Source organism: Aerosakkonema sp. BLCC-F183 (assembly GCF_041929145.1).
Taxonomy (GTDB): domain Bacteria; phylum Cyanobacteriota; class Cyanobacteriia; order Cyanobacteriales; family Aerosakkonemataceae; genus Aerosakkonema.
The window spans coordinates 140,869-152,889 of sequence record NZ_JBHFNU010000040.1 but is presented as its reverse complement, the minus strand read 5'-3'; the positions used below and the strand labels follow the sequence as shown (position 1 = coordinate 152,889).

Here is a 12,021-nt window from a genome sequence, read left to right as displayed (position 1 = left end):
GGGTAATGGTTGACATCCTCACCGTCCTTGAAGGACGGTGATTCCTAAGACTCACGACTCAGGTTTCTGCTTCTTTCCCTTGCGGGTATTTCGCAACTGCCCTTTAGACTTATGCCCATCAGGTCTGACGTTCGCTCCACAGACTATCACCGCAAGCCCTGCGGCGAGAATATTTTGTGCGGCATTGATATCTCGGTCGTGGCGCGTTCCACAGTTGGGGCAATCCCACTCTCTGATATCAAGCGGCAATTTATCGACAACATGACCGCAGTTTCCACAGCGTCTAGAACTGGGAAACCATCGGTCAATTTTTACCAATGTTCGACCACACCAATGGCTCTTGTATTCCAACTGACGAACCAACTCAGCCCAACTTGCATCAGCAATAGCTGGGCTGAGCCTACGGTTCTTCATCATATTCTTCACAACCAAGTCTTCGACCGCAATCGTTTGGTTTTCGCGTACCAGTCGAGTCGTCAGTTTGTGCAGAAAATCGGCTCTAGAATCGGCAATTGCGGCATGAATTCGAGCCACCTGATGTCTTGCCTTCTCTCGATTGTGAGAGCCTTTAACTTTCCGAGACAATGCTTTTTGAGCCTGTCTCAACTTGGATCTCAAACGCTTGAAATGCTTGGGGTTGGCAATCTTCTCTCCATCGCTAGTAACAATCAACGAGGTGATGCCTGCGTCAATACCTACAGCTTTATCAATCTGAGGGAGCGGTTTAACTGTATGGTCATCGACCAACAAAGAAACGAACCAACGCCCTGCGGCTTCCAACTGCACTGTCACCGTAGAAGGTTCGCAGTTTTCTGGAATAGTACGACTCCAACGAATTGGCAGCGCCTCGGAACACTTTGCCAGCCACAACTGACCATCCTTCCATCTGAAGGCCGCACGAGTAAACTCAGCAGTGCCACCGCTCCGCTTCTTCTTAAATTTGGGGTACTTGGTGCGGCCTGCCCAAAAGTTAACAAAGGCTTTTTGCAGGTTCCTCAATACTTGTTGCAATGGAACAGAACTGACTTCGTTGAGAAACTGGAAATCTTTCTGCTTTTTCCACTCCGTCAGCAATGCAGATGTCTGTTTGTAGTCAATTCGCTCTTGTTTTTCGTACCAGCCTTCGGTACGGGTGTGCAAGGCTTTGTTGTAAACCAACCGAACACAACCCAACGTCCGGCGCAAGAGTTGTTCTTGTTCCTGTGTTGGGTAAAAGCGGTAGCGGTAGGCTTTTTCTGTCATGCCTTACATTCTACTAGATTCCTTGTAAAGCCTTCCTAGAAGGACGGGGTTTTCAACCCAAATTTTTCTATAACCGGTAGTGGCAAAAAAACCAATTACCAATTAGCGATTACCTTTTTCCCAATCACCTTTTAACCGATTAGCATGAGCGTAGTTGCCTTTTTTCTCGGTCTAGCGATAGGGCTTGGGTTTTGGCTCTGCTGGCAGGCTTGGCTTTACAAACAGCTGGGGCAATTGTTGCGATCGCTCCCCGCAGATACAAAGTTTAGTCCTCTGACATCCTCGCGCAACGAAGCACAAATGAATCGCAACTTGAGAGCGCAGGTCGATCGGGGGGGTATGGCACAACCTGCCTTACCCCTGATTTCCCGCCTGCGACGAGGAATTTTGTTAGCCGATCGATATCGACAAAACCTGGAAATCGAGCTGGAAACTTGGCAGGAATTTCTCCAAGTCGCACCCTGCGGTTTCTTGATCGTCGATGAAGAAAACCAGCTGCTTTGGTGCAACGAACAAGCGCGACAGCTTTTAAACTTAGACCGATGGGAACCCGGACAAGTTCGCTTGCTGCTGGAGTTAGTGCGCTCTTACGAACTCGACCAGTCGATCGAACAAACTCGTCAAAAACAGCAACCCTGTCAGCAAGAATGGGTTTTTCATCCAACTTACCCAAACGCACAGGCTGTCGGTGGAGCTAGATCCTTCACCCTGCGGGCGTCTAGTTGGCCTTTACCGGAGGGAGAAGTAGCCGTTTTTCTGGAAAACCGACAAGCTTTGGTGGAACTTTCGCAAGCGCAAGATCGGTGGGTTTCCGATTTGGCCCACGAACTGAGAACCCCACTAACTTCGATCCGTTTAGTGGCGGAAGCTTTGCAAGACCGTTTGCAACCGCCTATGAGCCGATGGGTTGAGCGTCTGCTCCCAGAAGTTAACAGACTGATCGATCTAGTACAAGACTGGTTGGAACTCAGCCAGCTGGAAGTTGACTCCAGCAACAAACTACGTCGCAAACCTTTGGAGTTGCGCTCTCTGATAATTTCCGTCTGGCATAGCTTGGAACCGCTCGTCGTCCGAAAGCAGCTCGGTCTGAGTTATTCTGGCCCAGATTCTTTGTGGTTAGAAGCCGATGAGTCTAGACTGCACCGAGTTTTTTTGAACTTACTTGACAACAGTATTAAATACAGTCCCCCTTTGGGTGAAATTCGAGTCGAAGTTAATTTACTTCCAGAGAATGATGTCGCCAAGCTTGTGGAAATAAATATCATCGATTCAGGTGCTGGATTTCCTGAGTCAGACTTACCTCATGTTTTTGAGAGATTGTATCGCGGCGATGCTTCTCGGACGCGACAAACGGCTTCTCCCCTTCCCGAAGACGAAATGCCACGTTCGTCCTCCCAAGCTTCCGGAATACTCAGCACAACCGGTAGCGGCTTAGGTTTAGCAATTGTCCGACAAATTGTGCTCGCTCATGGCGGTTCCGTACAAGCTAAAAATCACCCTCAAACCGGTGGCGCTTGGCTGAAAATTGAATTACCTTATGGACAGGCGATCGCTCCTCAAATTAATACTGAGGGCTGAATGAGTCGGTCTGGCTAAGTAGCCGAAATTTTTTGTAATTTAAAATACTTTTTTTGATCGGGACGAAGTATAAAAACGAGGAATTCAGCACTTGGAAATTAAATTCGGAGCTAGCTGGTACCGCAATCATATGGTTTTTCCACAAGTTAGGGTGAATACTTCTCGTTTCAACCCGCATCCAGAACGACACCACTTCGAGCGCAGCCTCAAGCGCTTGGAAGGTGATGTTCTGCGGATGGGAGCATTGGTAGAACAATCGTTTCGCCTGTCCCATCAATCCTTGTTCGATCGCAATCTAGCAGCAGCAGAGGAAATTCCCGCACTCGATAAACAAATCGATCGGTTTTATCGCAAAATCGAGTTGGATAGCGCTACTTTGATGACTTTGCAAGCTCCAGTTGCTAGAGATATGCGTATCCTAAGTGCTTATATGCAATTGGTGCGAGATTTAGAGCGTATAGGAGATTACGCCAAGGACTTAGCAGAAATTGCGATTAAATTGTTTCCCTACCCCCCTCATGCTTGTTTGCCAGAAATAGCCGCTATGTCCCATCAAGCGCAAGCTATGCTGGCCATGAGTTTGGTAGCTTTGGCAGATTTGGATGCAGAAGGTGGACGACAGGTGAAGCAGCAAGATGATGTTGTGGACACTGCTTACGAAACTCTTTACCAGCGCTTAGCTAGCGCACGGGATGTCAAAGGAGTTGTAGAACCAATTCTTTTGCTGGCTCTGGTGATTCGTCATCTGGAACGCATGGCCGATCATGCCACCAATATAGGTCAAAGAGTAGCTTATATTGTCACGGGACACCGGTAGTTAAAGTCAAAAGTCAAAAGTCAAAAAAATAATAGTGCTGAGAGAAAATGGCGACTGACAACTGACAACTGACCGCTGACAGTTTCCTGCTGACCGTAAGAGAAATTTATTTAACCTAAAGATTACCTAAGTCTTACCAGATCCTAAACTTACAATAGTAAGGTTGGGTACAAAGCCGTGGCTTTTTCCCAGCCTATTCTTTGCTTATCTTCCAAAACGAAAGCTTTTATGAAGCTCAAAAGACGGGAACTCTTGTTATTGTTAGGAGCGAGTGCAGGCGCGATCGCAGCGGTAACGCTCTTAACAAACAGGAAAAAATTTGCTCTTAACAACCTTATCTTCCAGCCAGTCAAAGGCCCAATGCCTCTGGAAATCGATACAATTCCATATGCCGAACAAGTGCCGAATTATAGCACTTACGAAGTGGTGGATGACCTCGTGCTACCAGAAAACTTCACCTATGACATTATTGGTGCGTGGGGAGATAAAATAGGTAACTCTCGTTTTGGCTATAATAATGACTATTTGTCTTTCATAGAAACTGGAAAAGATGAAGGTTATTTGAGCATCAATTTTGAGTACATCAGCCCTATACCTTGGGTTCAAAATTATCAGCAGGTGATGCAAAAAGCTTTGCCTTTTGCAGAGGTAAAAGCTGCTGTAAAAGCTGCTGGTAAAAATGGAATTAATGCTTTTGGTTTACCTCCGGAAGATAAGGATCTGAAAGCCAAAATCCAAGCAATTTGTCAAGAAGCTTTGATCGATCAGGGAATCGGCGTCATCTCGATTCGCAAAAATGCAGATGGTAAATGGGTGCGAACAAATTCTCAAGTCGATCGCCGCATCAGCGGTATATCTGGTTTAGAAGACGATCGCTATTTAAAGACTACCGGGCCGGCGGCATTTGTGTTTCGCAAAACCCAAGGCGAAGGGTATATCGATAAATTGGGAGATCGTATTATCGGCACATTTGGCAACTGCGCTGGCGGGACAACACCTTGGGGAACCGTCCTCAGCGGCGAAGAAAACTTCCAAATTCAAGTACCGGAACCAGTATATGCCGATGGCACTTCTTTCGACCCCAGCCAGCTACCTTTCACGATCGGCGAAGCAGAATTGTTCGGTCAAGGTAACGTACTGGGATTGGCAGGTAACAAATATGGCTGGATTGTAGAATTAGACCCAGCCAACCCAAACGACTACGGCACCAAACATAGCTGGCTGGGACGCTACAGGCACGAAGCTGTAGGCATTCGCGTTGTATCTGGCAAACCGCTGGCATTTTATTCCGGGTGCGATCGCCGTGGCGGACACTTGTATAAATTTGTCAGCAAAGGCATCGTCAGCAATCCCCAAGATAAAGCCAATTCCCGTTTGCTCGCGGATGGAATGCTCTATGCCGCCGTTTTTAACCCAGATGGCACCGGACGCTGGATTGCCCTCCAACCCAGCACCCCAATAAATCCCGTCCCGCCCAGCAACCTTGAGGGAAAATTGCTCCCCCTCCCCAAACGTCCGGAAGGAGGCATTTTTGATGCCAAAACAGACGCAGAAGTCAACAGTTTTAAACAAAAATTTAAGACTCTGGGTGACCTCTACATAGGTAACGCCCAAGAAAAACAAGGAGCCATTCTCATCGATGCACACTTTGCTGCCAATGCGGCTGGAGCAACCGCCACGGCGCGTCCCGAAGACACGGAAGTAGCAGGCGATGGCTCACTTTATATCACCTTCACTTCCGGTTCGCCTGGGGGTGAGGGTGGCCCAGACAAACGCATTTTCAAGGGGCCGAAAGGAGAAAGCCCTTGGGAATTTGGCTGGATTATGCGTCTGACGGAAGATAACAACGACCCAGCAGCAATGACCTTTCGTTGGCAGATGTTAGCGATGGGTGGCGAACCCGCAGACGGTGGGGCTGGCTTTTCCAATCCCGACAACCTGCTGATCGATCGCGATAACAACGTCTGGATGGTTACCGATATGTCCTCAGCAGCACTTAACGATGCGGGCGACCCTTTCAGACGAGGTTGCTTCGGCAACAACTCGATTTGGTATATCCCCACTTCTGGGCCAAACGCAGGTAACGCCTACCTGTTCGGTATGGGCCCGATGGATTGCGAAACCACAGGGCCTTTCTTTACTCAAGACCGACAAACTTTATTTTTATCGGTACAGCATCCTGGAGAAATTAAAGGAATTCGCCAAAATGCAGCTAGCGAAACTCGCGAGTTTGAGATGAGAACAGCTGACGGTCAGAAGTTCAAGCAAACTCGCACTGTTCCGATTGGCTCCAATTGGCCTGGAAAAAGTAAAAATGACCCACCAAAACCAGCCGTTGTAGCGATTCGACGCCTCGACGCCAAACCAATTGCTTAGTAGCTGATGACTGATGGTAATAAGCATCACCCATTAGCCGCTATCCACTACCCACTACCAAACCCCAAAATTTTATGGCGCTCTCTGCTCCCGCTCCTCTAAACCTTACCAATCTCAAGCAGCTGACATTTAGCTGTAGCGATTTACTCCCCCTACACTCCGAAAATTTATGGAAAATAGAGCGCGGCATTGTCCGGACTTTAACTTGGAGCGAAGATGGAAGACCGATAACTCTCGGATTCTGGGGAGCGGGGGATGTGGTTGGCAAACCTTTATCTAAACTAGAACCATATCAGATCGAATGTTTAACAAGTGTGGAAGTCTGTTTGGTACCCTCTAATCTTTGGTATCAAATTATGGATGCTTGCATATTGCATATTCAACAGAACGAAGAAATTCTTTGTATCATCCACAACAGACCAATTCAGGTACGCTTGCTACAATTACTATACTGGTTAGCTTGTAAGTTCGGTCGCGAAGTAGAGGCAGGAAAATTAATCGAACTGCCGTTAACCCATCAAGCGCTCTCGGAAGTTATCTGTACAACGCGAGTAACTGTAACTCGGTTACTCAACCAGTTTGAACAAGAAGGTATTCTTAGCCGACGGGGGCGCTTTTTGATTCTTGGCAAACAAAAACAGACTGTTTGACCTCAAAAGTAAAGTGAGAGATCGCCTTCTCATCGTAGCTTTTTTGAGTATATGCCAGTAAGTTTACTTACACATATCTTGTTCAGTGGAGATGCAGGTGGTTATAAAATAACCTGAGAAGGTATATGGAATACTCTGCGACCTGTTTGAGTCGATTTTGAGGCTTTATCGTACAGTCAAATTTGGTGTGAGGCAACAAAGATAAGATGTCAAAAACGCTTTGGAACGCGCTAAGACTCAGCCCCGTTCTTCTGGGTGCAACAATTCTGGTAGCTAACGGTACTCTGGCAGCAGAGGAATCTTCGACGACAATCGCTAACCAACCCTCTAGCAATGCCCAGCAAGAAGCTGGCACTATGCTAGACCAAATCGATCGCTACAATCAGCCACCGGCCATTGTCGAGCCAAGCTCGAACAACACTTCTAACGGAACTATAGACCAAATCAATCAGTACACCGAGCAAACCAACGGTCTGGAACAAGTTACTTCCGTGTCCCAATTGCGGGACGTGCAACCGACAGACTGGGCATTCCAAGCTCTGCAATCTCTGGTAGAGCGCTATGGCTGTATTGAAGGATATCCCGATCGCACTTATCGCGGCAACCGTGCTTTGACTCGCTACGAATTTGCCGCCGGTTTAAATTCTTGCTTGAATCGCATTCAAGAACTGATCGGTACCATACGTCCGGATGTAAGTGCAGAGGACTTGGAGCGGCTCAGGCGTTTGCAAGAGGAATTTAGAGCCGAACTCACCACCCTGCGGGGTCGTGTAGACACATTGGAAGCTCGCACGGCGAAATTGGAAGCGCAGCAGTTCTCTACCACTACCAAGCTGAGGGGAGAAGCTATTTTCGCTCTATCTAGTGTGTTTGGCGATAAAGCAGCCGATCGGGATGATAATGAAAATAATAATCCTGACTTGCAGGATAATGCCATTTTCGCTGACCGAGTACGTCTGAATTTCGATACCAGCTTTACTGGCAAAGACCGTTTGAGAACTCGTTTGCAAGCCCGAAATATCACTCCTTTTAGTGGCAGTGTCACGGGTACGAATATGACCCGTTTGGGGGTTGACGGCAACGATGACAATAACAATGTCACTCTATCCCAGTTAATTTATCGTTTCCCCTTGGGCTCTCGGACAACAGTCCATTTGATCGCTAACGGGGGTGAGTATAACGACTTTTTCTATAACTTCAACCCGCTGTTTGAATCTTCTGGAACTGGTTCTATATCTCGATTTGGACGCTTTAACCCGATTTATCGACAAGCTGAAGGTGGTGCGGGCGCAGCAATCGAACATAGATTCAGCAAAGCTATCAGTCTAGGTTTGGGCTATATGGCGGGTGCTGGCATTGCTAATAATCCCACCGATAGCTTTGGGCTTTTCGACGGTAACTATGCTGCAATGGCTCAGTTATCTTTCCGGCCAAGCAACACTTTTGGTTTGGGTCTGACTTACGTCCGCTCTTTCAATAACCACCCAGGTAATGTTAACCTGTCCGGAAGCACTGGTAGCTCTATAGCTGCCCAGCCGTTTGGTCGCGTTGCTACTTCCGCAGACCATTTCGGGCTAGAAGCAACTTTGCGATTGAGCCCCAAATTTGTTCTTTCTGCTTGGGGAGGTTATACAGATGCTCACCGGGAAGACGGAGTTGCCGATCAAGATGCAACTATCATCAACTATGCCGTAACTCTCGGTTTACCTGACTTTGGCAGAAAGGGTAACCTGCTGGGTTTTGTCGCGGGTCAGCCACCCAGAGTTACCGATAGCGATGCTGCTGAAGATCCCGATACTTCCTATCACTTGGAGGCTTTCTACCGTATCCGCGTCAACGACAATATCTCAATTACCCCCGGTGCTTTTGTGATTCTCAATCCAGAACATAACGACAACAACGACACCATTTATGTGGGTACAGTGCGGACGACATTTACGTTCTAAGCACTGCAAGGGAATTGGCGATATCGGAGCGAACGACAATACCTATACGAGCGGGGTGGGCATTGCCCACCCTACTTGCTTTTCTGGTATACTCTGGACTTTTATACTTATATCGATGTATGATAAAAAATTGTGAGTTTTTTAGAAATATTGTCAACGACCCCGGTTATAATCGGGGACTTCCAACCGGAAACCCTAGTTGACCAGACACACGGTTTACACATTCCCGGAGATTTTTATGAATGCACAAGAAATAATTCGATCGATAGAAGGGGAACAGCTAAAAAAAGATCTACCCGAAATCCATATAGGCGATACTGTTAAGGTTGGGGTCGTAATTCAAGAAGGCGGTAAAGAGCGGGTACAGCCTTATGAAGGTGTTGTGATTGCCAAGCGCAATACGGGTATTAACCAAACAATCACCGTGCGCCGTATCTTTCAAGGCGTTGGGGTGGAACGGGTGTTTTTAGTTCACTCTCCCAGAATTTCTAGCATCAAGGTGCTGCGGAGAAGCCAAGTTCGTCGTGCTAAATTGTACTACTTGCGCGATCGCGTCGGTAAGGCCACTCGTCTGAAGCAACGCTTTGACCGTCCCATGTCCTAGTTTTGGTAAAAATATGGGAGTCTCTTGCACAGACTCTCATAATGTTGTTATAATCAAATTCGGCACATAAATCAGCGAGCGCTCTTAGTTCAGTTGGTAGAACGCAGGTCTCCAAAACCTGATGTCGGGGGTTCAAGTCCTCCAGGGCGCGTAGGAAAAGTCAAAAGTCAAAAAAAGGGCGTCGGGCGTCCGGATTAGGGAAGAGGGAGAGGGAAGAGGGAAAATCTTAATTACCCCACTCCCCCACTCCCCCGCTCCGCTGCTCTTTCAAATGTTGTACATTATCCACTCGCAAGCTGCGGTATTTTGGACGATCGCTTTCTGTTTGACTATCAAATGAATATCAAATATAGCGCTATAATAATTTAAGAATAAACCGCCTCCAGACAAATGCCTGGGGGTGGTTTTGAGTCTGATTATCCTAAAGAGAAACAATTTTAGGGTATAATTGTTTTTTTGGGTGGTTAGCGATCGCCTTCTAGTGTGTGGCAACCAAACTTAAAGTTTGGCAAGCATTGTTGTGCAGTCAAAAGTAGAGGGAAGAAAGGGGGAATAAGGGAGCGTGGCAAAAAAAGGCGAAGCAGAGACTGAGGAAACGAAAGCAGGGTTTAGTGTCGGCAAGTTTGTGCAGGGAACCAAGGAAGAGCTGGATAAAGTAGTCTGGCCTAGCAGGCAGCAGTTAATCAGCGAATCGGCTGCGGTCATTCTGATGGTGATTCTTTCTGCACTTCTGATCTATTTAGTAGATAACTTTTTTAGTTGGGCATCAACAAAGGTGTTCGGATGAGTTCCGCAACAGACGAACAACGCGATCGAGATCGGCACTTAGCATCCCTGGACGTAGAACAATTATCTCCAGACGAGGTGCAAGAAGGCTCCCGTTGGTATGCCGTGCAGGTAGCTTCAGGCTGTGAAAAGCGCGTAAAAACAAACCTGGAGCAACGCATCCAAACTCTGGATGTGGCCGATCGCATTTTACAAGTAGAAATTCCGCAAACACCTGCCGTAAAAATTCGCAAAGACGGCAGCAGACAACATGGCGAAGAAAAAGTTTTCCCCGGCTACGTACTTGTCCAGATGATCATGGACGATGAAAGTTGGCAGGTTGTCAAAAATACGCCAAATGTGATTAATTTTGTAGGGGCTGAACAAAAACGCCGCTACGGACGTGGCCGGGGTCACGTCAAACCAGTGCCGCTGAGTCAAGCAGAAGTAGAAAGAATCTTTAAGCAAACTCGCGAGCAAGAGCCAGTCGTCAAAATCGATATGGCTGTGGGTGACAGAATCCTCGTGCTTTCAGGGCCCTTCAAAGACTTTGAAGGAGAGGTGATTGAAGTAAGTCCCGAACGTAGCAAGCTCAAGGCATTACTTTCGATCTTTGGGCGCGATACGCCAGTGGAATTGGAATTCAATCAGGTTCAAAAACAGAGCTAAAGAATAAATGGCCAAAAAAGTTGTTGCAATAATTAAGTTGGCCTTGCCAGCAGGAAAGGCCAACCCAGCCCCGCCTGTCGGCCCAGCACTGGGTCAGCATGGGGTGAATATTATGGCGTTTTGTAAGGAATACAACGCCAGAACTGCGGATCAAGCTGGAATGGTGGTTCCCGTAGAAATTTCCGTCTACGAGGATCGCAGTTTCACGTTTGTGCTGAAAACTCCTCCAGCTTCGGTTTTGATTACCAAGGCGGCTGGAGTTGAGAAAGGTTCGGATCAACCCAACCGCAAGAAAGTTGGTTCGATTACGCGGTCGCAATTGAGAGAAATTGCCCAAACTAAATTGCCTGACCTCAATGCTAATGACATTGATGCAGCGATGAAGATTGTGGAAGGAACCGCTCGCAATATGGGTGTCACAGTTACAGATTAGTTGTAGCTGAGGCAAGATAACTCTGAATTGACTTCAAAGTTCAGAATAAATCCAAAATCCAAAATCCAAAATCCAAAATTGATCGGGGGAGAAGCGATTGGCTTCGCCATCAACCCCAGGAGAGATAAAGAATGAAGAAAGAATCGCGCAGAATGCAAGAACTGCGTAAGAAAGTGGAAGAGCGGCCTTACGAGCCGTTAGAAGCGTTAAATTTGTTAAAGGAAACCGCCACGGCTAAGTTTCCCGAATCGGCAGAAGCTCACATCCGGTTGGGAATTGACCCGAAGTACGCCGATCAACAATTGCGGACAACGGTAGTGCTGCCCAAAGGAACTGGACAGACAGTACGGGTGGCAGTAATTGCTCGCGGGGAAAAAGTAACCGAAGCAAGTAATGCAGGTGCAGATGTGGTTGGCTCAGAGGAGCTGATCGACGAAATCCAAAAAGGCAGAATGGATTTTGATAAGCTGATCGCAACGCCAGATGTGATGCCGCAGGTGGCAAAGCTGGGTAAGTTGCTAGGCCCACGCGGTTTGATGCCGTCGCCCAAGGGGGGTACGGTAACTAACGATCTGGGGGCAGCGATCGCAGAGTTCAAAGCTGGTAAACTAGAATTCCGGGCAGACCGAACAGGGATTGTTCACATTCTGTTCGGCAAGGCATCTTTCTCCGCCCAAGATTTGCTGGTGAATCTGAAGGCATTGCAAGAAACAATCGATCGCAACCGTCCTTCTGGTGCTAAAGGCCGCTACTGGCGCACTATCTATGTGTCTGCTACAATGGGGCCCTCGATTGAGGTTGATATTAGCGGCCTGCGCGATTTGAAGCTGACAGAAGCAGCTTAAAAATTTTAGATTTTAGATTTTAGATTTTAGATTGAAATTAAATAAGCAATCCAAAATCTCAAATCCAAAATCCAAAATCAACTAACTGAATACGCT

11 protein-coding genes, 1 tRNA gene and 1 other annotated feature (1 of these 13 only partly in view) are annotated in these 12,021 nt (G+C 47.4%); of the genes, 11 read left to right on the top strand and 1 reads right to left on the bottom strand.

What is annotated here, in order from left to right:
* Positions 1-51: 51 nt before the first annotated feature.
* The gene (locus tag ACE1CD_RS10175) at positions 52-1,242 is read right to left on the bottom strand and encodes an RNA-guided endonuclease InsQ/TnpB family protein (protein WP_374796616.1); all 1,191 of its coding nucleotides are present in this window, start codon (positions 1,240-1,242) and stop codon (positions 52-54) included.
* Positions 1,243-1,386: 144 nt separating this feature from the next.
* Between ACE1CD_RS10175 and ACE1CD_RS10170 the strand changes: the two genes are divergently transcribed.
* The 11 genes from ACE1CD_RS10170 to rplA all read left to right on the top strand — a co-directional run bounded on the left by ACE1CD_RS10170 (position 1,387) and on the right by rplA (position 11,925).
* Positions 1,387-2,820, top strand: a complete 1,434-nt coding sequence (locus ACE1CD_RS10170) for a sensor histidine kinase (RefSeq protein ID WP_374796618.1) — start codon at positions 1,387-1,389, stop codon at positions 2,818-2,820.
* A gap of 130 nt (positions 2,821-2,950) precedes the next feature.
* The gene (gene phoU, locus ACE1CD_RS10165; RefSeq protein WP_374796620.1) at positions 2,951-3,637 is read left to right on the top strand and encodes a phosphate signaling complex protein PhoU; all 687 of its coding nucleotides are present in this window, start codon (positions 2,951-2,953) and stop codon (positions 3,635-3,637) included.
* A 228-nt stretch (positions 3,638-3,865) separates the two neighbouring features.
* Positions 3,866-6,013 (top strand): PhoX family phosphatase, encoded by a 2,148-nt coding sequence (locus ACE1CD_RS10160; RefSeq protein WP_374796622.1) that lies wholly within the window; start codon positions 3,866-3,868, stop codon positions 6,011-6,013.
* A 74-nt stretch (positions 6,014-6,087) separates the two neighbouring features.
* Complete coding sequence (locus ACE1CD_RS10155) at positions 6,088-6,663, top strand: Crp/Fnr family transcriptional regulator (protein ID WP_374796624.1); 576 nt, start codon at positions 6,088-6,090, stop codon at positions 6,661-6,663.
* Between the two features lie 206 nt (positions 6,664-6,869).
* Positions 6,870-8,609, top strand: coding sequence for an iron uptake porin (locus ACE1CD_RS10150; RefSeq protein ID WP_374796626.1), 1,740 nt, complete (start codon positions 6,870-6,872; stop codon positions 8,607-8,609).
* 238 nt (positions 8,610-8,847) lie between these two features.
* Positions 8,848-9,213 carry a 50S ribosomal protein L19 gene (gene rplS / locus ACE1CD_RS10145; RefSeq protein WP_374796628.1) on the top strand — a complete coding sequence of 122 codons (366 nt, stop codon included), beginning with the start codon at positions 8,848-8,850 and terminating at the stop codon, positions 9,211-9,213.
* 78 nt (positions 9,214-9,291) lie between these two features.
* Positions 9,292-9,364 (top strand) — tRNA-Trp (locus ACE1CD_RS10140).
* Between the two features lie 411 nt (positions 9,365-9,775).
* Positions 9,776-10,000: a preprotein translocase subunit SecE gene (gene secE, locus ACE1CD_RS10135; protein WP_374796630.1), complete on the top strand. Its 225-nt coding sequence runs from the start codon at positions 9,776-9,778 to the stop codon at positions 9,998-10,000.
* Positions 9,997-10,647 (top strand): transcription termination/antitermination protein NusG, encoded by a 651-nt coding sequence (gene nusG, locus ACE1CD_RS10130; protein WP_374796632.1) that lies wholly within the window; start codon positions 9,997-9,999, stop codon positions 10,645-10,647. Before secE ends, nusG begins: the two co-directional genes overlap by 4 nt.
* A gap of 7 nt (positions 10,648-10,654) precedes the next feature.
* The gene (gene rplK / locus ACE1CD_RS10125; protein WP_374796634.1) at positions 10,655-11,080 is read left to right on the top strand and encodes a 50S ribosomal protein L11; all 426 of its coding nucleotides are present in this window, start codon (positions 10,655-10,657) and stop codon (positions 11,078-11,080) included.
* Between the two features lie 131 nt (positions 11,081-11,211).
* On the top strand, positions 11,212-11,925 hold the full coding sequence (gene rplA, locus ACE1CD_RS10120) for a 50S ribosomal protein L1 (RefSeq protein ID WP_374796636.1): 714 nt from the start codon (positions 11,212-11,214) through the stop codon (positions 11,923-11,925).
* Positions 11,926-12,007: 82 nt separating this feature from the next.
* Positions 12,008-12,021, top strand: a sequence feature (ribosomal protein L10 leader region); it runs 157 nt beyond the window's last position.

Excerpts from the sequence above, each read along its gene's own strand:
- ACE1CD_RS10175 (WP_374796616.1), bottom strand. The coding sequence starts at position 1,242 with ATGACAGAAAAAGCCTACCGCTACCGCTTTTACCCAACACAGGAACAA.
- ACE1CD_RS10170 (WP_374796618.1), top strand. The coding sequence starts at position 1,387 with ATGAGCGTAGTTGCCTTTTTTCTCGGTCTAGCGATAGGGCTTGGGTTT.
- phoU (WP_374796620.1), top strand. The coding sequence starts at position 2,951 with ATGGTTTTTCCACAAGTTAGGGTGAATACTTCTCGTTTCAACCCGCAT.
- ACE1CD_RS10160 (WP_374796622.1), top strand. The coding sequence starts at position 3,866 with ATGAAGCTCAAAAGACGGGAACTCTTGTTATTGTTAGGAGCGAGTGCA.
- ACE1CD_RS10155 (WP_374796624.1), top strand. The coding sequence starts at position 6,088 with ATGGCGCTCTCTGCTCCCGCTCCTCTAAACCTTACCAATCTCAAGCAG.
- ACE1CD_RS10150 (WP_374796626.1), top strand. The coding sequence starts at position 6,870 with ATGTCAAAAACGCTTTGGAACGCGCTAAGACTCAGCCCCGTTCTTCTG.
- rplS (WP_374796628.1), top strand. The coding sequence starts at position 8,848 with ATGAATGCACAAGAAATAATTCGATCGATAGAAGGGGAACAGCTAAAA.
- nusG (WP_374796632.1), top strand. The coding sequence starts at position 9,997 with ATGAGTTCCGCAACAGACGAACAACGCGATCGAGATCGGCACTTAGCA.
- rplK (WP_374796634.1), top strand. The coding sequence starts at position 10,655 with ATGGCCAAAAAAGTTGTTGCAATAATTAAGTTGGCCTTGCCAGCAGGA.
- rplA (WP_374796636.1), top strand. The coding sequence starts at position 11,212 with ATGAAGAAAGAATCGCGCAGAATGCAAGAACTGCGTAAGAAAGTGGAA.